Raw genomic sequence first — 19,349 nt, forward strand, 5'->3', positions numbered from 1 at the left:
GCGTCCCGGCGGGACGGCGGCCGGGCTCAGCGGGCCGGGAGGCCGAGGGTGGCGCGCAGGCCGCCGCCGGGGGCGGGGGTGAGGCCGAGGTCGCCGTGGTGGGCGTCGGTGATGGCCGCGACGATGGCCAGGCCGAGGCCGTGACCGCGGCGGGCGGGGTCGGACTGGGCGGTGCGGCCGCGGCCCCGCAGGAAGGGCTCGGTGAGGGTGGGGACGGTCTCGGGGGCCAGGCGGGGGCCGGTGTTGGTGACGGTGAGCCGGACCCGGCCGGGGCGGTCCGGATCGGCCCCGGTGGTGACGGTGACAAATCCCCCGGTCGGCAGGTTGTGGCGCAGCGCGTTCTGCAGCAGGTTGACGGCGGCCTGACGCAGCAGGACCGGGTTGCCGGTGGCGGGGGCGGGCCGGCAGTCGGTGGTGACGGTGACGCCCAGGGCGGCGGCCTCCTCCTGGACGGCGGCGAGGGCGTCGCCGGTGGTGCGGGCCAGGTCGAGGGGTTCGAGTTCGGGGGCGGTGTGGCCGAGGTCGGCGAGTTGGAGGAGGGCTTCGCTGATCTCGATGCCGCGCTGGTTGGTGTCCTGGAGGCGGGCGACGAGGGTGGTCCAGTCCTGGTGGGCCGGGTCGGCGGCGGCGACCTGGAGCATGGTGCGGGTGATGGCCAGGGGGGTGCGCAGTTCGTGGGAGGCGTTGGCGGCGAAGCGCTGCTGGGCGTCGAAGGAGCGCTGGAGGCGTTCGAGCATCTCGTCGAAGGCGTCGGAGAGGTCGGTGAACTCGTCGCGGGGGCCGGCGAGGGCGATGCGGTGTTCGAGTGCTCCGCTCGCGGCGCGGTGGGCGGCCCTGGTGATGTCCTGGAGGGGCCGCAGGACGCGGCCGGCGATGAACCAGCCGCCGATCGTGCCGACGGCGGTGAGCAGGGCCAGGGCGTAGCCGGAGATGGTGAGCAGGGAGCGGAGGATCTCCTGGCGGGAGGGGGCGGAGAGGCGGTCGCGGGGGTTGGAGGAGGTGAGCGGGTAGTTGGGGATGTAGCGCATGCCGACGTAGACGACGGCCAGGCAGAGGGTGCCGGTGATGACGGCGAAGAGGGTGTAGCTGAGGGTGAGCCGCAGGCGGGCGGTCAGGCGGCGCGGTCGCGGCGCGGGGCGGGTGCGGGGCGGGGCGCTCACGTGGGGGTGCCGTCGGTGAGGCGGTAGCCGACGCCGGGCACGGTCTGGATCACCCAGGGTTCGCCGAGTCGTTTGCGCAGGCCGGAGATGGTGATGCGGACGGCGTTGGTGAACGGGTCGGCGTTCTCGTCCCAGGCGCGTTCGAGGAGGTTCTCGGCGCTGATGACGCCGCCGCGTGCGGTCATCAGGACCTCCAGGACGGCGAACTGCTTGCGGGAGAGGGCGACGTAGCGGCCGTCGCGGTAGACCTCGCGGCGGAAGGGGTCCAGGCGCAGTCCGGCGTATTCGAGGACGGGGGGCGCGGCCTGGGCGGGGCGGCGGGCCAGGGAGCGCAGCCGGACGACGAGTTCGGCGAGGTCGAAGGGTTTGGTCAGGTAGTCGTCGGCGCCGAGTTCGAAGCCGGCGACCTTCTCGTTGAGGCGGGCGGCGGCGGTGAGCATGAGGACGCGGCAGCCCAGGCGGTGCTCGACGATGGTGCGGCAGACGTCGTCGCCGTGGGTGCCGGGGATGTCGCGGTCCAGGACGACGACGTCGTAGGTGTGGACGGCGAGGCGTTCGAGGGCGGCGTCGCCGTCCGTGACGATGTCGCAGGCGATCGCCTCCAGGCGCAGGCCCGCCTGGACCGCCTCGGCGAGGTAGATCTCGTCCTCCACCACCAGGACCCGCACGCGCTGTTCTCCCGTCCCGCTCTTGTGCCGTTGCCGTTGCCGTCGGTGTCCATTGGACACGAACGGGCCTATCGAAAACGTATCGGTTAGTGCAGACGTCCTGGTAACACCGCATTTCCTCCCATGGTGTGGCCGCCGGGTTTCCCCGTCGCGGCGAGATGACGAGCGCCGGGAGGCAGCGATGGACGGGACGACGCGCCGGGAGGCGACGCGGTGGCGGACGGTGGGGGGCGGCCGGCGGGCGGTGGCCGTGGGCACCGGGGCGGTGGTGGTGCTGGCGCTGGCCGGCGCCTGCGCGGCCGCCGACCCGCCGGCGACCGAGGCGGCGCTGCGGACCCTGGCGGCCACCGTCGCGCCGTTCTCCTCCTCCCTCGCCCCGGGCTCCGGCTCCTCGGCGGGGGCGGACGGCGACATACCCGACGGCACGACGCTGACCCCGTTCGACACCGGGGCGCCGGCGGTGGGCAACCTGGACGGGCCGCTGCTGGAAGCCGTCCAGCAGGCCGCCCGGGACGCGCGCGCCCAGGGCATCGAGATGACCGTCACCTCGGGCTGGCGCAGCAAGGAGTACCAGCAGCGGCTGCTCGACAAGGGGGTGGTCAGGTACGGGAGTCTGGAGCGGGCCAGGCAGTTCGTGAACACGCCGGAGAAGTCGGCGCACGTCTCGGGCAAGGCGATCGACATCGGTCCGACCAATGCCGACTACTGGCTGATCCAGCACGGCGCGCGGTACGGGCTCTGCCAGGTGTACGCCAACGAGATCTGGCACTTCGAGCTGCTGACCGGCCCTGGCGGGACCTGCCCGGCCCTGTTGCCCGACGCGGCCGGGTAGGGGGCGTTCATGATCCGATCGCAGGAGGGGCTCGCGCCGGGGGCGGGGGCGATCTCAAGGCCGGGGGCGGGGGCCTCAAGGCCGGGGGCGGGGGCGGTCTCAAGGCCGGGGGCGGGACAGGGGACGGCGGGGGGCGCCTCGGCGGGTGTCTCCCGCCCGGGCGGGCGTCGATGCCGTCGGCGGCGGCAGCGGCGCCCGCCGGTCGGGCGCTGGCGGCGCGGCCACGTGGCCGCCGCCGTGGCGCTGCTGACCGCCCTCGCCCTGGCCGGTCACCGGCACGTGCCGAGCCTGGGCGTCCAGCTGGGGAGCCTGTGGGAGAGCGCCCTGCCCTGGGCCGGCGTCGTGGTGCCCGCCGTACTGCTCGCCGCCGCGCTGCGGCGCGCGCCGGTGCCGGCGTGCGCCGCGGTGGTGCTGGCCGCGGTGTGGGCCGTCGTGCTCGGGCCGGTGCTCGCCGGCGGCGGCCCGCCGCCGGGGGGCGGTGCGGGCCCGGCCGACGGTGCGGGCCTGACCGTGGTCACCCACAACGTGAGCGCGCAGAACCCGGATCCCGCCGGCACGGCCCGGGCGCTGCTCGCCGCCCGCCCCGACCTGGTCGCCCTGGAGGAGGTCACCGACGCCGCGCTGCCCGTCTACGAACACGTGCTGGACGCCGAACTGCCGCACCGCACGCGGATCGGCACCGTCGCGCTGTGGAGCCGCTACCCGGTGACCGACGCACGGCGGCTGACCATCGACCCGGGCTGGAGCCGCTCACTGCGGGCCGAAGTCCAGGCCCCCGGTGGGCCGCTGGCCGTGTTCGTGGTCCATCTCGCCTCCGTCCGGCTCAACGTCACCGGCTTCGCCACCACTCACCGCGACCGCAACCTCGCCGCGCTCGGCGCCGCGCTGGACGAGGAGCCCCTGCGCCGGGTACTGCTGCTGGGCGACCTCAACACCGCCGCCGGGGACCACGCGCTCACCCCGGTCACCAGCCGGCTGAGCTCCGCGCAGGACAGCGCGGGCGGCGGCTTCGGGTTCACCTGGCCGGCGGTCTTCCCGCTGGCCCGGATCGATCACGTCATGACCCGGGGCCTGACCGCGACCGCCGCCTGGACCCTGCCCGCCACCTCCAGCGACCACCTGCCCGCCGCCGCCCGGCTGACGCCGTGAGGGGCGCGCGGGCGGCGGGGGCGGCTATGGACCGTGGTCTCCCTCACGGCCCGACGAGTCCCATCAGGCGAGGAGGTCGGACTGGAGGGTGACCACCTGGCGGAAGGCCGCGTCCGGGACGCCGTCGGGGTTGGTCATGGTGACGACGGCGACGAGGTCGGAGGCGCAGAGGTAGGCGACGCGGCCGGTCGGGGTGCCCTTGGCGCCCTTCGCCGTGCTCTCCTGGGCGTCCAGGTGGACGCCCTCGACGGTGTCCCAGGCGCTGTGGGAGGTGCTCTTCGCGCCGGGCAGGGCATTGGGCCTGGCGTCGGAGCGCAGGGAGGAGAAGACGTTCCAGGACTCGAAGGAGGCGCCGAAGCGCAGCAGCCGGATCTGGGTGCGGGTGCCGTCGGAGGCCGTCCACTCCCGGACGGTGGCCGCCCGGCAGGCGTCCCGCAGGAGCAGTGCGCGGAGCTCGGCCGGGTCCCGCTGGTCGGCGAGGATCGCGTCGCAGGTGACCCAGTCGGCCGGGGCCTGGCCGGCGGGGGCCGTGGACGGGCTCGCGCCCGCCGAGGCCGATGCCGACGCCGAGGCGGAGGCGGGGGCGGAGGCGGTCGGGCTCGGGGTCGCGCTCGCCGACGGGGTGCCGGTGGCCGAGGTGGTGGGAACCGGGTAGAGCGCCGGGGTGAGGCTGCCGCCGGCCTCCTTGGGGGCGGGCAGCAGCAGGTAGCGCAGGTCCGCGGCGTGCAGGGCGTTCTTGCCGCCCGTACGGTCCGGCGCGCCGCTGCCCGAGGGCAGCGGCGGCAGCGTCAGCGGCGGGAAGGTGTAGCGGCCGTCGCCCGGGGTGGCCAGGCCGGGCAGGTCGGTGCGCTCGGGGGCGGTGACCGCCAGCGCGGCGCCGGTGCCCGTGAGGGCGAACACCAGGGTGGCGGTGGCCCAGCGCGCGGCCGCCCTGCGGCGGGCGCTGCGCCGGGCGAGGCGGGCCTCGTGCTCCTCGGGGGTCTCCGCAGGGGTCTCCGCGGGGGTCTCCGCGCCGGGAACGGCGGGGATCTCGGCGGGGGTGCCCGCGGGGGCCTCGGCGAGGGTCTCCGTGGCGGCCTCCGCGGGGGTGCCCGCGGGGGCCTCGGCGAGGGCGGCGGGCTCGTGCGGGGTGGCGTGGTCGGTCATGCGGACGCTCCCGGGCGGGCGAGGCGGTCGAGCTGCAGGGTGAAGAGGGCGACGATCCGGTCCTTGGGCAGCGGTGCCACGCCCTCGACGTTCATGACCACCAGGAGGTCGCCCTCGGCGGCCGAGCACTCCAGGTAGTCGATCGGCGCGGACGGCGGCGCCGGCATCAGGTAGCAGTGCGCCTCGGGGTGGCCCGGGATCTCCGGACCGATCCGGAACAGGCCGGTGTCGCCGGTGAAGACCGCGGTGTACTCGTTGAGCTTCTGCACTTCCTGCTGGTTGAACTGGCGCAGCTTCAGGCCGACCACCAGGTCGTCCTCGCTGGTCCGGTACGTCCGCACGCCGGTGGCCTTGACGTGCAGGCCCTCCCAGTAGGAGCGCAGCTTGTCGCGCTTGTCCTTGGGGATCTGCTGGAGTTCGTCGTCCAGTTCGGCGGACAGGAACTCGGCGCCGAGTTCGGTGTCGTTGCCGTAGCCGCCGTCGTCCGGGCCGAGTTCGTAGCCGGCCGGGACGGGCAGCAGCAGGTCGCGCAGCGAACCGAAGTGGTTGCCGTTGGACTTGGCGCCGAACGGCGTGGCGGTCGCGGTCGGGACGGGCGCGGCGGACGGCCCGGCGGCCACGGCCGGGGCCGGGTCGTCGTACTGGGTCTTGATGATGCCGACGCCGATGGCCACCCCGGCCAGCGCCGCCGCGGCCGTCGCGGCGCCCGCGCGCAGCAGGCGGCGGGAGGCGGGGCGCGGGGCGGCCGACGCGGTGGGTGCTGCGGGCTCGGCGGGTACTGCGGGCTCGGCGGGTGCTGCGGGCTCGGGTGCGAACTGCTGTTCGGCGGCGGCCTGCTCGGGGGCGGGCTGCTCGGGGGCGGCCGGGGCCGGCTCGGCTGCCGGGGTCCCGGTCATGGTGTTGTCGGTCATGCGAGTCGCTCCCACTGCTGCTTGGCGAGGTCCTTCACGACGGCGGGATCCACCGGCTTGGTGCCGAAGACCTCCACCACCATCACCACCGTGCCGCGTTGGGCGAGGGCGCTGCCGTAGTAGTACTGATCGGTGCTCTCGGCCCAGCGGCGGGGATCCTTCTCCACCTGGTAGCCGCCGTTGGCGCCGCTGGCGGCGTCGGCGAACGGCTCCATGGTGCGGGCGGTCAGGACGTTCGTGACGGCCTCGTTGGCGCGGTCCGGCGCGTACTGGATCAGCGACACGCGGTACTTGACGTCGTCCTTCTTCCAGTCCACCTCGGCCGCGCGCCGGAAGCCGCGCGCGTTCAGGTCCTTGAAGGCGCGGACCGCGCCGCCGTTGCGCTCGGCTATCTCGCCGACCGACATCCAGCTCGGCTTGTCCGGGTAGTCGGCCCAGGCGGTGCTGCCGTCCGGAGCACCGATCAGCAGCTTGAGCAGGTCGCCGTCGATGGCCAGCGGCTTGGGCTGCTGGGCGGCGTAGGCGGTCGGGTCGACCGCCACGGCCGGGTAGGACGGGCGCGCGACCTGGATCGGCGGCAGCGGCGTCGGCGGGCGCTGGGCCTGGACGGCGTAGCCGACGCCGCCGCCGGCCAGGGTGCCGAGCACCAGGCCGGACACCGCCAGCAGCACCGGGCGCGGGCGGCGCGGGGCGCGGGGCGCCCGCTCGGGGGCGGGCGGCAGGAACTCGGGGGCCGGCGCGTCGGACGGCGGTTCAGTGGCGAACTGCGGTGCGGCGAAAGGCGATTCGGCGGCCGGGGTCTCGGCGGCAGGTGCTTCGGCGGCCGGGGTCTCGGCGGGCGGGGTCTCGGCGGGCGCGGCGGCGGGCCGCGGCGGGGCGGCGGGCGCCGGCGCGGTGCCGGGCGGGGGCAGCGCGGGTTCGGTGGTCACGGGGTGGCTCCAGAGGAGGGTGGGGAGGACGGCGTCGGGGCGGGCGGCGGCGCGGGTCCAGCCGCGTTCAACCGCGTTCAGCTGCGTTCAGCCGCCGGAGGCGAGCCACTCGCGCTGGCGCTTCATCAGCCCGCTCAGCAGCGCCTTGTCCGGTGTCCCCTTCACCTCGACGTCGATCGTGTACTGGACGTCGCCCTGGCTGGAGATGCCGGTCATCGAGCCGGTGTACGCCTGCTGCTTGGGCTTGTGCAGGTAGCCGTGGGCGTTCGGGTCGCCGTCGATGTCGATCGGGTCCTGCGACTTGAGGGTGTATCCCTGGACGAACTCGCGCGCCATCGAGGTGGAGCCGAAACGCAGCAGGGTGACGGTGACCTCGGCCTTGCCGTCGGCCGTCCGGTACATCCGGGTGGCGCCCGACTGGTAGCCGTACGAGCCGAGGATGTCCATGATGCCGTCCTGCTTGCCGAACAGGTCGGCGACGTCGTCGTTGGTCATGGTCATCCCGTCCGCGGGCCCGTACGACTCGCCGCCGTCCGGGATCGGGAGCAGGAAGTAGCGCAGGTCGCCCTCGTGCTTGCCGCCGTTGACGGTCCCCTTGACGGTGCTGGCCGGTTTGGGGGTGGTCGGGGCGGCGGTGGGCGTCGGCACCGGCACCGGGGTGGCGGAGGGCGTCGGGGTCGGGCTGGCGGTGGCGGTGGCCGGCGCGGGTACGGCGGCGGCCACCGGGCGGGCGTCCGGCCTGCCGACGGCGACGGTCACCGCGGCGCTGGTCGCCGTGACGGCGAGCAGGCCGGCGGTGGCCAGGACGACGCCGACGGCGCGCGGCAGCCGGCGCGCGGCCGGTTCGGGTGCGACGACGTGCTCCGGTACGGCGGGGTGCTGCGGCGCAGCGGGGTGCTGCGGTACGGCGGGGTGCTGCGGTACGGCGGCCGGTTCCGGCACAGCGTCGGGCTGCTCCGGAACGGCGGCTGTCTCGTTTTCGGGCGCGGACAAGGAACTCCCCCGGGAAAATGTGGGATCTCGCGCGCGGACTCCCTCGCAAACCGCTTCCCCAGCGGTTCTCCGGACCGTCCATCACGCGTCTCAGCAGGAATTATGAGAGACCGTTCGCATCACTGCCAACAAAGTTAATCGCCGCACTCCGGTCCAATTCTCGATGAATCGGACACGTCGTGATGTAACCGCAACAGGCGATCCCGGCGTGGTACTGCGGTACCGCGCCCCATCCGATGATCGGTCCGGGGTACCACGGATCGCGCCGGCGCCGCACCTAGCGTGGAGTGTGAGGGAGGCCGGGACGGTCCGGCCCCGGAGCGTAGGGGTGAGCGATGATCGAGGCGCACCAGCTGACGAAGCGGTACGGGGAGAAGACCGCCGTCGACCGGCTCGACTTCACGGTCAAGCCCGGCACGGTCACCGGCTTCCTCGGGCCCAACGGCGCCGGGAAGTCCACCACCATGCGGATGATCGTCGGGCTGGACGCGCCCACCAGCGGCTCGGTGCGCGTCAACGGGCGCCGTTACGCCGCGCACGCGGCGCCGTTGCAGGAGGTCGGGGCGCTGCTGGAGGCCAAGTCGATCCACCCGGGGCGCTCCGCGTTCAACCACCTCATGGCCCAGGCGCACACCCACGGCATCCCGCGCTCGCGGGTGGAGGAGGTCGTCGAGCTGACGGGGCTGCAGTCGGTGGCCAGGAAGCGTGCCGGGGCGTTCTCGCTGGGCATGGGCCAGCGGCTGGGGATCGCGGCGGCGCTGCTGGGCGACCCGGCGACGGTGATGCTGGACGAGCCGGTCAACGGTCTCGACCCGGAGGGCGTGCTGTGGATCCGCAACCTCCTCACCTCGCTGGCCGCCGAGGGCCGCACCGTCTTCGTGTCCTCGCACCTGATGAGTGAGGTCGCGCTGGTCGCCGACCACCTGATCGTCGTCGGGCGGGGCCGGCTGCTGGCCGACACCACCGTGCAGGACCTGGTCCGCCAGGCCGGTGGCGACGTGGTGAAGGTGGCCGGCGCCGATCCGGCCCGGCTGCGCGCGGCGCTGGCCGGGCCGGGTGTGGAGGTCACCGGCCGTTCCGGTTCGGAGGAGCTCCTCGTCACCGGCCTGGCCGCGCGGGAGATCGGCCTGCGGGCCGCCGAGCAGGGCATCGCGCTGTTCGAGCTCACCACCCGCACGGTCTCCCTGGAGGAGGCGTTCATGGAGCTGACCAGGGACGCCGTGGAGTACCACGGCACCACCACCGCGACCGGGCCCGCCGCCAGTGCGGGTGCTGGCGCCGAGTCCCCGAGGAGCGCGGCATGAGCACCATCGCACCGAGCCAGACGTCCGCGGCCGCCGACCGTCGGCCCGCGCGCCCCGCCTACCGGGTGACGCCCGTGCGCGTGCTGCGCTCGGAGTGGGCCAAGCTGTGGTCGCTGCGCTCGACCTGGATCACGCTGGGCCTGGGCCTGCTGTTCCTGGTCGCGTTCGGTTTGATCGCCGCGTTCCAGTTCAAGTCGAGGATCACCTCGGGGCGCCCGATGGACCGGGGGGACTTCGCCGACGCCAGTGCCCTGAGCCTGTCGCTGTTCGGCACCAACTTCGCGCAGCTGGCGTTCGGCGTCCTCGGTGTGCTGGTCGCCGCGGGCGAGTACTCCACCGGCATGATCCGCTCCACCCTGGCCGCGGTGCCGCGCCGGCTGCTGGTGCTGTGGTCCAAGGCGGCGGTGTACGGGGTGGTGGTGCTGCTGCTCGGCACCGTCGGGGTGTTCGTCGCCTTCGCGGCCGACAGCGGCATCCTCTCCGGCACCCGCGCGGCGATGACGTTCTCCGACGCCGGCGTCCTGCGCGGCCTGCTGGGGGCCGGGCTCTACCTGGCCCTGGTGGGCGTGATCGGTGTCGCGCTGGGCGCGCTGCTGCGGTCGGTGGCGGGCGGCATCTCGGTACTGGTGGCCTCGCTGATGCTGGTCCCCGGCCTGATCTCGCTGCTGCCCTCGTCCTGGCAGGACCACATCAGCCCGTACCTGCCCGGCAACGCGGGCCAGGCGATGTTCGCCCTGCACCACGACGCGGCCACGCTGTCGCCCGCCGCGGGGCTGGCGGTCTTCCTGCTGTGGACGGTGCTCGCCCTGGCGGGCGCGGCCGTGCGGCTGATGCGCAGCGACGCCTGAGGGCTGGGAGACTGCGTGGACGTCCCGGTGCGGTGCCCGTTCGAGTCGGGTGCCGCACCGGGCCCGTTTCGTATCCGTATCCGTATCCGTATCCGTTCCGGGGTGAGCTGGACGAAGGCGAGGTCCGTCGCGGATGGGCTGGACGAAGGTGACGACCGTTTGCGGATGGGCTGGACGAAGGTGACGACCGTTCCGGACGAGCTGGACGAAGGTGACGACCGTTCCGGACGAGCTGGACGAAGGTGACGCCGTGAGCGAGCACGACACCGCCGCGGGGGCGGGGGGCGACCCGCTGTCGGGGTACCCGGTGTTCGCGCGCCTGGCCCGGCTGGGGCAGCGGGCGCGGCAGGCGGACCGCGACCACCCGTGGGTGCTGGACACCGCGGTGGTGGCCGCGGTCTTCCTGCTGTTCTGCCTGCCGGACCTGCTGCCCTTCCACGACGGCGGGGAGCGGGCGCGCGAGCACCGGATCGTCTTCGCCCGCCCGCCGCTGGCGGCGATGCTGGCCTTGCAGGCGGGGCTGCTGCTGCCGCTGCTGTGGCGCCGGCGGCGACCGGCGGCGGCGTTCGCGGCGGTCGCGGCCGTGTTCGTCCTGCAGTGGTCGCTGGGGGTGGCGCTGCGCGCGGACGTCGCGCTGCTCGTCGCCCTCTACAGCCTGGCCCTGCACGGGAGCCTGCGGCACCTGGCGTGGGCGTGCGCGGCGATGGCCGGCGCGTCGGCGCTGGTCGCGGTGGAGCTGTCCGGCGGGCTGCCGGTCGGGGACGCGCTGTTCTTCCTGTTCAGCGCGGCGACGGCGGCGGTGGCCGTCGGCATCGCGGTGCGCATCCGCCGGGCCCAGCTCGCCGGGCTGCGCGAGCGGGCGGCGCGCCTGGAGGTCGAGCGCGACCAGCGCAGCCGGCTGGCCACCGCCACCGAGCGCACCCGGGTGGCCCGGGAGATGCACGACATCATCGGCCACAACCTGTCCGTGATCATCACCCTGGCGGACGGCGGCGCGTACGCGACCGAGGCCTCCCCCGAGCGGGGCCGGGAGGCGCTGCTGTTGATCGGGGAGACCAGCCGCCAGGCGCTGGGCGAGCTGCGGCGCATGCTCGGTGTCCTGCGCGACCAGGGCGGCGAGCAGGGCCCCGAGTTCACGCCGCAGCCGGGCATCGCCGACCTCGACGGGCTGTGCGCGCGCATCCGGGCCGCCGGACCGCAGGTCGTGTACACCGCGCGCGGCGAGGTGGGGCGGCTGGACCGCGGGGTGCAGCTGATGGCGTACCGCATCGTCCAGGAGGCGCTCACCAACACCCTCAAGCACGCCGGGCCCGAGACGCGGGTGCACGTGACGCTGGCCGCCGAGGGCGGCCGGCTGCGGGTGCGGGTGCGGGACGGCGGTCCGCCCGGCGGGGCGGTGCGCGGCGGGACGGCGGGCGAGGAGGGGCACGGTCTCACGGGCATGCGCGAACGCGCGGCCCTGTACGGGGGCACCGTCACCGCCGGGCCCGGGCCCGGGGCAGGATGGACCGTGGAGGCCGTCCTCGACCTCACCCCCGACGGACCCGACGGACCCAGTGCCTTCACCTCCGGTCCCGACCCCGACTTCGACCCGACAGGCGGCCTGACGTGACCACGGTCCTCATCGTCGACGATCAGCCGCTCCAGCGGTACGGCTTCCGGATGCTGCTGGAGAGCCAGCCCGGCACGGAGGTCGTCGGCGAGGCCGCGCACGGCGCCGAGGCCGTGCGCCTGGCGGCCGACCTGCGGCCCGACGTCGTCCTGATGGACATCCGGATGCCCGGCATGGACGGCATCGAGGCCACCCGTCGCATCGTCGCCACCGGCGGGCGCTCGCGCATCCTTGTCCTGACCACCTTCGACCTCGACGAGTACGCCCACGCCGCGCTGCGCGCCGGCGCCAGCGGCTTCCTCCTCAAGGACGCCCGCCCGGAGGACCTCCTGGCCGGGATCCGCGCCGTCTCCGAGGGCGACGCCGTCGTCGCTCCCGCCATCACCCGGCGCCTCCTGGACGCCTACGCCCACCACCTGCCCGTGCGCCCGCCCGGCGCGGCCGCCGAGGACGACCCGCGGCTGAACGCCCTGACCGAGCGCGAGCGCGAGATCCTGGTCGCGGTCGGCCGGGGCTGGACCAACGGCGAGATCGCCCAGCGCCTGGTGCTCGCGGAGTCGACCGTCAAGACGCACGTCAGCCGGGTGCTGGCGAAGATCGGCGCCCGGGACCGGGTGCAGGCCGTGATCTTCGCCTACGACCGCGGACTGAACCGGCCGAACCCGCCGGCCTGAGCCGTCACGCTCCTGCCGCGGGGGGTACGGCGTCAGGGGCGCTTCTTCGGAGCGGCTTCGAGGTCGGTGGCGGCGGCGGCGAGGATGGCGCCGAACACGTGGGCGATGACGGGCTTGCCGACCCGGCGGGCCAGGGCCGCGCCGACGAGGGGGACGGGGATCGCGAAGCCGGTCGCCCAGACGACCAGGGTGCCCTCGGGGACCTCCTCGAACGTCATCCGGCCGAACTCGTGCCGGGCCGGCGGGAAGCTGCGGTCGACGGTGTAGTCGAAGCCGTGCGGGGCGTTGTAGGCGGTGATCCGCTCGTTGAACCAGCCGATCAGCCAGGTGTGCAGCCGCACGGCCCCCACCCCGTAGGGCGCGCCCTCCCCGGGCCGGGCCAGGCGCGCCCTGAGCACGAACGGGGAGCGGGTGTAGTTGGTGCTCGTGGCGCACCAGTCGAACACCTCGGCGATCGGCGCCGCGATGACCCGTCGTACGGTCACGGTTTCCATGGCTCGTCCCTCTCCTGCAGCGGGGGGCGCGGGTGTCGGCCGCGCCCTGTTCACCGATGAAGACCGGGCGCGGGCCGAAACCGTGACATCGGGCGGGGGCGTCCTCGGGGGTGGCGATGCCGCCGCCTACCGTTCGGCTTTGGGCGTGCGGGCCATGAGCAGGTCGACGGCGCGGTCGGTGGTGACGGTGCCGTCGAGGATGGCGACGACGAGTGCGGTGATGGGCATCTCGACCTGGTGTCGTCGGGCGAGGTCGAGGATGGAGTAAGCGGACTTGGCTCCTTCGGCGGTCTGGCCGGTGGCGGTGGCGGCCTGTCCGATGGTCAGGCCTCGGGCGAGGTGTTCGCCGAAGGTGCGGTTACGGGAGAGCGGGGAGAGGCAGGTCGCGGTGAGGTCACCGAGGCCGGCCAGTCCGGCAAAGGTGGCGGGGTCGGCGCCGAGCGCTGTGCCCAGGCGAGCGGTTTCGGCGAGTCCGCGGGTCAGGAGGGTGGCCTTGGCGTTGTCGCCGAGGCCGAGGCCGGCGGCCAGGCCGACGGCGAGCGCGATGACGTTCTTGACCGCGCCGCCGAGTTCGCAGCCGACGACGTCGGTGTGGGTGTAGGGGCGGAAGTACGGGGTGCGGAAGGCCGCTTGGAGTCGGCGGGCCGCGTCGTGGTCGGTGCAGGCGATGACGCTGGCGGCGGGCTGGCGGGCGGCGATCTCGCGGGCCAGGTTCGGGCCGGACAGGACGGCGACGCGGGCGGGGTCGAGGGCGGCGGCCTGGGCGATGACCTCGCTCATGCGCCGGCCGGTGCCGAGCTCGATGCCCTTCATGAGGCTGACGACCAGGGTGTCCGGCTCGATCAGGGGCGCCCACGCGGCCAGGTTGGCCCGCAGGGTCTGGGAGGGGATGGACAGGACGGCGACGTCGGCTCCGGCCAGGGCGACGTCGGCTTCGGTGGTGGCCTTCACGGTGCCGGGCAGTGTGACGCCGGGCAGGTAGTCGGGGTTGACTCCCCGGGTGTTGATGCCGTCGGCGACCTCGGGGCGGCGCGCGTGCAGGACGACGTCGCATCCGGCGTCGGCGAGGACCAGGGCGAAGGCGGTCCCCCACGATCCGGCCGACAGTACGGCGACCCGGGTCATCCTCTACCTCCGCGTGCTGGTGGGGAGCTGAGGGGCAGCCTACTGGCGCCTGGGGGTGCAGGCGCCGGTCAGCGGCGGCGCAGGGTGAGCGCGACGGCGCGGCGCCCGTCCGGAGTGGGAAGCATGCGGGCGCGGGCCGAAACCGTGGCGTCGGACGGGGGCGTCCTCGGGGGTGGCGAGGGTGGGCGGGTGAACGGGGAGAGGGGGGCGGGGTGGGACGCGGGGCTTCTGTGGAGTGGGGGGCGCTGCACCGGCGGTGTGCGGTGGGTGTGGTGGCGGGGGTGGCGGTGCTGGGGGGCGCGGCCGGGCCGGTGGTGTGGGCGGGGTCGCAGGACCTGCCGGGCGATCGGCGGTGGTGGCTGGTGGTGTGCGGGGTCGCGCTGGTGGCGGCCGTCGGCGCCTCGCTGCCGCTGCTGCGTCAGGTCGCCGCCGTCGAGTACGCCGCCGCCTTCGTGGCGCTGGTGGTGCTGCTCGCACTCGCCCTGGGCACGGTGTTCGCGGCGGCGCAGGCCGCCTACGCCGTCCGGACCCGGCTGCACGAACCGCCCCACGTCACGGCCACCGTGACGGGCTGCCGAACGACGGGCCGGGAGCTGGACGACCAGAACCAGGGCCACGACGTCTACGGCTGCACCTACCACTGGAGCGTCGGCGACCGGGAGTTCAGCGAGGAGCGGCCCACCGGGAAGCTGTATCCGGACGGGCACGAGACCAGGGTGTGGCTCCCCGGCGAGCGGATGATCACGAGCCGGCCGAGCCTGCTCGGGATCCCGCTGTGGATCGCGCTCGCCCTGGCCGGGCTGGCGGGCGCGGTCCGGTTCTCGGCGTTCCTGGCCTGGAAGGCCCGCGACGTGGGCCTGAGGGGCTAGGGCGTGTTTCATCATTCCCGCCGGGCGCGCGACGCCGGGCATCCCGGCTGGACGCACCGGCGAAGCACCCAAGTACGGCCCAGTACGAGGGCGCTCCGCCGGCACGCCCAGCCGGGCGCCCAACGCCGCGCGCTGATCCGACGCGAATGATGAAACACGCCCTAGGGGTGGCCGGAATCCGGGGTGGTGGGTGTGGTGCTCTGGCAGCATCGGGCGGATGGGGCAGTGGGAGGGGATCGGGCGGCGCTTCGTCGTGGGCGCGGGGTACGCGCTGTACCGGGGGCCGTTGGCGGACAGCACGTCACACCGGCATGCCGCGTTCCAGGTCGCCGTCGCGGCGGCGGGTGACGAGGTGACGATCGTGGACGGGGCCGGGGTCCGGCACCGGGGCGCGGCGGTGGTGGTGGCGCCGATGGTGTGGCACCGGATGGCGCCGGTGCGGGAGGTGTCGGCGTTCTTCGTCGATCCGCACTGCGCGTTCGCGGACCGGCTGCGGGCGGGGTGCGGTGACGGTGTCACCGTGGCGCCCCAGTGGCGGGACCTGGTGGAGGAGGACCTGCGTGCGTCCGGGGTGCTGCCGTCGGCCGAGGTGGACGTGCGGCTGTGGGCGGCGATGGAGGCGCTGACGGACCACCGGGTCGCGCTGCCGGGGCTGGCGGCGCGGGTGGGGCTGTCGCCGCAGCGCCTGCGGGCCCTGGCGCGGCGGCAGTTGGGGGTGCCGCTGGCGCGCTGGCGGATCTGGCGGCGGCTGGCCCGCGCCGCCGACGCGCTCGGTGAGGGGCGCACGCTCGCCGAGGCGGCGCTGGCGGGCGGCTTCGCGGACCAGGCGCACTTCAGCCGCCAGATGCGGGAGATGACGGGGCTGACGCCGTCGGCGGTGCTCCCGGTGCTGCGCGCCTCGGGCCGGGCGGGCGGCCCGGCGGGCGGCCAGGACCCCACGGGCGGCGCGGGCGCGGCCTACGCGCGGCGGGCGACGTAGAACGACAGCGAGCCGGTGAGCGTAGCGACGGTCTCGGTCTCGCGCACGCCGTGGAAGCCGGCCTCGCTGATCAGCCGGGGCAGGATGCCGTCGGCGTTGGGCTGGGTGTCCTCCTTGCCGTCCGCCAGTTGCACGATGCGGAACGCGAGGCGCATGGCGGCCGTGCGCTGGCGCCCGAAGTCGGCGATGACGAGCTTGCCGCCGGGGCGCAGCGCCGTGTGCATGGAGGCGAGGACGGCCTGTTTCATGGGGATGGGGCACTGGTGGAGGACGAGGCTGGAGACGACGGTGTCGGCTGTTTCGGCGCCGACGAGGTCGGCGACGGCGTCGCCCATGCCGATGCGCCATTCGGGGGTCACGCCGGCGGCGGCGGCCTTGCGGCGGGCCACTTCGAGGGTGGTGGGGTCGGGGTCGACGCCGATGACGCGGGCGCGGGGTTCGACGCGGCCGAGGAGGACGGCCAGGGAGCCGGTGCCGCAGCCGACGTCGAGGATCACGTCGTCGGGGCGGGGGGCGACGTGCATGGCGAGCAGGCTGCGCCACAGGCGTTCGCGGGTGAGGGAGACGATGGGGTCGTAGAAGCGTACGGGGCCGAGGCGGCCGGCGGCGGGGGTGAAGGCGCGATCGGTCATGCGGGTCAGTGTCGGCCGGGGGGTGTGGTGGCGTCTTGAACGAATCGCTCGCCGGGCGGGGCGGGTTGGGGGTTTTCGGGGCCGGCTGCGGGCCGGTTGCGGGGGTCGGGTTCCGGCCCTCCGCGGGCACATAGAAAGTCTATCGACATATGACGTTGGATGACTTATCGTGATCGTCGCGGTGGTCCGGCGCGGCCGGCCCGCCGCGACCACCGTTCGGCCCTGCGAGAGGACCTCCGTGCCCCGTCGTTCCCGCACGTCCACAGCACTCGGCATCAGCGCCACCGCCGTGGTGGCGCTGGCCCTGGCCGCGCCGCCCGCCCTGGCCGGGCCCGCGGCCGCCCCCGACCCGGTGCCCTCCCTGGTGGCCGGTCAGGACACCGCCGCCCCGCAGTTGGTCACCGGCCTGGCCGAGCCGGCCGTCGGCAGCCCCGCCGACGCCGCCCGCGCCCACCTCGCGGCCCACGCCGACCGCTACCACGTCGACCCCGGCGAGCTGGCCGAGGTCGGCTCCGAGAGCACCCCCGACGGCCGGCGCACCGTCAGGTTCGAGCAGCGCCACGACGGCGTGCCCGTGTTCGGCGCGCAGTACCTGGTGCACCTGACGGGCGAGGGCGCCGGGCAGCGCGTCGAGTCGGTCGGCGGCAGGTACTTCACCGGCCTGACCGTGCCGACCACCGCCACCGTCCCGGCCGCCGCCCTGCGGGACCTGGCGCTCGGCTCCGTCCAGGACCCGAAGGCCCGGGCCGCGGCCACCGCCGAGGACCACGGCCTGGTCGTCCTGCCGGACGGCGCCGGCCGGCTCGCCCAGCGCTTCACCGTGCACGCCGCCGACCCGGCGACCGGGGGGCCCGCGGCCCGCGAGGTCTTCGTGGACGCCACCGTCGGCGTGGTCGCCCTCGCCTACGACACCCGCGCCCCGCTCCCGTCGCCGGCGCCGACCGCCGGGAGCGCCGCGGCCGGCCTCGAACCCGCCACCGGGACCGCGCCGGACGCCCGCGGCAACTCCGTCAAGGTGAACATCGCCCGCCTGCCGGACGGCAGTTACCAGCTCACCGACCTCACCCGGCCCGCCGCCATCACCACCTACGACGCCGGCGGCCGGGACGAGATGGACTTCGGCGGCGGCATCCCCGCCGACCTCCCCCCGGCCCACTCCCCCGGCCCGGACTTCCCGGCCTCCGCCGGCACCAGCGGCGCCACCGACGCCAGCGTCAACGCCGGTATCGTGTACGACTTCTACCACGACCGGTTCGGCCGCAACGGCCTGGACGGCAAGGGCGGCGCGATCACCTCCGTCGTCAACGTCACCCAGGACGGCGCCCCCTACGCCAACGCGTACTGGGACGGGAAGAAGATGGTCTACGGCAACCCGGGCCCCTCCTACTACCCGTTCTCCGCCGCCCTCGACATCGCCGGGCACGAGATGACCCACGGCGTCATATCGAACACCGCCGACCTGGTCGGCATGGGCCAGGCCGGCGCGATGAACGAGGGGCTCGCCGACTACTTCGGCAACGCCATCGAGGTCACCGCCCGCGGCATGTCCATGAACGACCCGGCGGCCGCGCTGCTCGGCGAGAGCAAGTGCCGCACCGGCACCCCCGAGGCCTGCGCGGACCGCCGGATGGACGACCACCGCACCACCGTGAACGACTACCTCGGCGGCACGGTCGACAACGGCGGACAGCACCTCAACGCCACCATCTTCAGCGGCGCGCTGTGGGACATCCGGCGCACCCTCGACCCGCTCACCGCCGACCGCCTCGTCTACCGGGCGCTCACCGCCTACCTCACCCCGCTCGACGACTTCGTGGCCGGGCGCAACGCGGCACTGGCGGCCGGCCGCGACCTCGGCCTCAGCCCCGCCCAACTGCGCACCGTGGCATCCGCGTTCGACGCGCACGGGATCAAGGCCGGCTGGGAGAACCGGATCGGCATGGACAGCCGCACGCTGGCCCGCAACCTCTCCTACTCGATGGCACCCCCGGCCGCCGGCGGCGGGCACTGGGTGGCGATGGCCCCCGCCCCCGACCCGGTCAAGGGCACGGGCGGCGGCAACAGCAGCAGCACCACCGCGCTGTACACCGGCTCCACCACCGGGCGCGGCGCCCCCGTCCGGCTCAGCCCGGACGACGGCCGCTACCACAGCTGGCCCGCCACCGACGGCACCACCGCCGTGTGGAAGGCCATCGGCACCACCGCCCAGAACCACAGCCGCGAACTGCTGGCCGCACCGCTGTCCGGCGCCGGCCCGGTCCGCAGCCTGTTCCTCGCCGACGGGACGGAGCCCGGCAGCCCCCAGGTCTCCGGCGGCGACATCGCCTTCACCGTGAACGACTTCACCACCCACCGCACCAGCATCCGGCTGTCCCACGACGGCGCCCCCGCGGTCGAACTGCCGCTGGCCGACGGGCACCACCCGGACGACCTCACCCTCAAGGACGGCTACCTCGCCTGGACCGAGTCCTGGCAGGACGGACAGCAGTACGTCACCGCGCCGACCGTCTACTCGATCGCCGCCGGCAAGGTCACCGCCCAGTACACCGCGCACGCCGCCCCCGGCGCCGCCGCGACCAGCGCCTCCTCCGCCCGGCTCGCCGGCGGACGGCTGCTGTGGCTGGACACCCCCGCCGGCGCGACCGCCCGCGCCTCCGTCCGCTCCGGCGCCCTGGACGGCTCCGGCGTGACCGAGGTGCTGGCCGCCGACTCGCCGAACGCCCCGACGCGCGGCGGCAGCCTCACCGCCTCCGACCAGGCCCTCACCTACAAGGTCGAGAGCACCAAGCCCGCCGGCGGCTGGACCAACGCCGCACTGCCCAAGCTCTGGCAGCTCCCGGTCGGCGGCGGCACCCCGCAGCGCCTCTCCTGCGACCGGGGCGGCCAGGACCAGCCCGCCGCCGACCAGGGCACCCGGGTGGTCTGGCTGGACTCCACCCCCGGCCGCACCGACCTGGTCGTGCGCGACCGCGCGGCGGGCACCTGCTGACCATCCTTCCCTGACCCCCACCCCCCAGGGGTCCG

At 75.0% G+C, this 19,349-nt stretch carries 18 protein-coding genes; 9 read left to right on the forward strand and 9 right to left on the reverse strand.

The window, feature by feature from the left end; genetic code table 11:
* Positions 1-26: 26 nt before the first annotated feature.
* Together ACIQVZ_RS14160 and ACIQVZ_RS14165 are read right to left on the reverse strand one after the other, a co-directional pair.
* Complete coding sequence (locus ACIQVZ_RS14160; protein WP_402449902.1) at positions 27-1,160, reverse strand: sensor histidine kinase; 1,134 nt, start codon at positions 1,158-1,160, stop codon at positions 27-29.
* Positions 1,157-1,828 (reverse strand): response regulator transcription factor, encoded by a 672-nt coding sequence (locus tag ACIQVZ_RS14165; protein WP_063353004.1) that lies wholly within the window; start codon positions 1,826-1,828, stop codon positions 1,157-1,159. Before ACIQVZ_RS14165 ends, ACIQVZ_RS14160 begins: the two co-directional genes overlap by 4 nt.
* Before the next feature lie 181 nt (positions 1,829-2,009).
* Here ACIQVZ_RS14165 and ACIQVZ_RS14170 point away from each other — a divergent pair, with 181 nt between their 5' ends.
* Complete coding sequence (locus tag ACIQVZ_RS14170) at positions 2,010-2,660, forward strand: M15 family metallopeptidase (RefSeq protein WP_402449904.1); 651 nt, start codon at positions 2,010-2,012, stop codon at positions 2,658-2,660.
* 225 nt (positions 2,661-2,885) lie between these two features.
* On the forward strand, positions 2,886-3,809 hold the full coding sequence (locus ACIQVZ_RS14175; protein ID WP_402449907.1) for an endonuclease/exonuclease/phosphatase family protein: 924 nt from the start codon (positions 2,886-2,888) through the stop codon (positions 3,807-3,809).
* Between the two features lie 63 nt (positions 3,810-3,872).
* On the opposite strand, the gene ACIQVZ_RS14180 is transcribed toward ACIQVZ_RS14175, so the two are convergent.
* The 4 genes from ACIQVZ_RS14180 to ACIQVZ_RS14195 all read right to left on the reverse strand — a co-directional run bounded on the left by ACIQVZ_RS14180 (position 3,873) and on the right by ACIQVZ_RS14195 (position 7,788).
* Complete coding sequence (locus ACIQVZ_RS14180) at positions 3,873-4,955, reverse strand: hypothetical protein (RefSeq protein WP_402449909.1); 1,083 nt, start codon at positions 4,953-4,955, stop codon at positions 3,873-3,875.
* On the reverse strand, positions 4,952-5,866 hold the full coding sequence (locus ACIQVZ_RS14185) for a hypothetical protein (protein WP_402449911.1): 915 nt from the start codon (positions 5,864-5,866) through the stop codon (positions 4,952-4,954). Before ACIQVZ_RS14185 ends, ACIQVZ_RS14180 begins: the two co-directional genes overlap by 4 nt.
* On the reverse strand, positions 5,863-6,795 hold the full coding sequence (locus ACIQVZ_RS14190; protein ID WP_402449913.1) for a hypothetical protein: 933 nt from the start codon (positions 6,793-6,795) through the stop codon (positions 5,863-5,865). The genes ACIQVZ_RS14185 and ACIQVZ_RS14190 overlap by 4 nt, the downstream gene beginning before the upstream one ends.
* Positions 6,796-6,882: 87 nt before the next feature.
* Complete coding sequence (locus ACIQVZ_RS14195; RefSeq protein WP_350881481.1) at positions 6,883-7,788, reverse strand: hypothetical protein; 906 nt, start codon at positions 7,786-7,788, stop codon at positions 6,883-6,885.
* 335 nt (positions 7,789-8,123) lie between these two features.
* On the opposite strand from ACIQVZ_RS14195, the gene ACIQVZ_RS14200 reads away from it, so the two are divergent.
* From ACIQVZ_RS14200 to ACIQVZ_RS14215, 4 genes are all read left to right on the forward strand, one after another.
* The gene (locus ACIQVZ_RS14200; protein WP_402449916.1) at positions 8,124-9,092 is read left to right on the forward strand and encodes an ATP-binding cassette domain-containing protein; all 969 of its coding nucleotides are present in this window, start codon (positions 8,124-8,126) and stop codon (positions 9,090-9,092) included.
* Positions 9,089-9,940 carry an ABC transporter permease gene (locus tag ACIQVZ_RS14205; protein ID WP_402449918.1) on the forward strand — a complete coding sequence of 284 codons (852 nt, stop codon included), beginning with the start codon at positions 9,089-9,091 and terminating at the stop codon, positions 9,938-9,940. The genes ACIQVZ_RS14200 and ACIQVZ_RS14205 overlap by 4 nt, the downstream gene beginning before the upstream one ends.
* 250 nt (positions 9,941-10,190) lie before the next feature.
* On the forward strand, positions 10,191-11,552 hold the full coding sequence (locus ACIQVZ_RS14210; RefSeq protein ID WP_402449920.1) for a sensor histidine kinase: 1,362 nt from the start codon (positions 10,191-10,193) through the stop codon (positions 11,550-11,552).
* Positions 11,549-12,226 (forward strand): response regulator transcription factor, encoded by a 678-nt coding sequence (locus ACIQVZ_RS14215; RefSeq protein WP_063352848.1) that lies wholly within the window; start codon positions 11,549-11,551, stop codon positions 12,224-12,226. Before ACIQVZ_RS14210 ends, ACIQVZ_RS14215 begins: the two co-directional genes overlap by 4 nt.
* A 32-nt stretch (positions 12,227-12,258) precedes the next feature.
* Here ACIQVZ_RS14215 and ACIQVZ_RS14220 read toward each other — a convergent pair whose 3' ends face one another.
* The gene (locus ACIQVZ_RS14220; RefSeq protein ID WP_350881472.1) at positions 12,259-12,720 is read right to left on the reverse strand and encodes an SRPBCC family protein; all 462 of its coding nucleotides are present in this window, start codon (positions 12,718-12,720) and stop codon (positions 12,259-12,261) included.
* 126 nt (positions 12,721-12,846) lie between these two features.
* Positions 12,847-13,845 carry an NAD(P)H-dependent glycerol-3-phosphate dehydrogenase gene (locus ACIQVZ_RS14225; protein WP_402449922.1) on the reverse strand — a complete coding sequence of 333 codons (999 nt, stop codon included), beginning with the start codon at positions 13,843-13,845 and terminating at the stop codon, positions 12,847-12,849.
* 281 nt (positions 13,846-14,126) lie between these two features.
* On the opposite strand from ACIQVZ_RS14225, the gene ACIQVZ_RS14230 reads away from it, so the two are divergent.
* Positions 14,127-14,714: a hypothetical protein gene (locus tag ACIQVZ_RS14230; RefSeq protein ID WP_402449924.1), complete on the forward strand. Its 588-nt coding sequence runs from the start codon at positions 14,127-14,129 to the stop codon at positions 14,712-14,714.
* 217 nt (positions 14,715-14,931) lie between these two features.
* A complete protein-coding gene (locus tag ACIQVZ_RS14235; protein ID WP_402449925.1) occupies positions 14,932-15,693 on the forward strand; it encodes a helix-turn-helix domain-containing protein in 762 nt (253 codons plus the stop codon).
* On the opposite strand, the gene ACIQVZ_RS14240 is transcribed toward ACIQVZ_RS14235, so the two are convergent.
* The gene (locus ACIQVZ_RS14240; RefSeq protein WP_350881454.1) at positions 15,672-16,325 is read right to left on the reverse strand and encodes a methyltransferase domain-containing protein; all 654 of its coding nucleotides are present in this window, start codon (positions 16,323-16,325) and stop codon (positions 15,672-15,674) included. The genes ACIQVZ_RS14235 and ACIQVZ_RS14240 overlap by 22 nt on opposite strands.
* Positions 16,326-16,563: 238 nt before the next feature.
* Here ACIQVZ_RS14240 and ACIQVZ_RS14245 point away from each other — a divergent pair, with 238 nt between their 5' ends.
* A complete protein-coding gene (locus ACIQVZ_RS14245) occupies positions 16,564-19,314 on the forward strand; it encodes a M4 family metallopeptidase (protein WP_402449927.1) in 2,751 nt (916 codons plus the stop codon).
* The last annotated feature ends 35 nt before the right edge of the window (positions 19,315-19,349 follow it).

Origin of the sequence: Kitasatospora sp. NPDC098663 (genome assembly GCF_044760075.1) — a bacterium.
Classification (GTDB): Bacteria; Actinomycetota; Actinomycetes; order Streptomycetales; family Streptomycetaceae; genus Kitasatospora.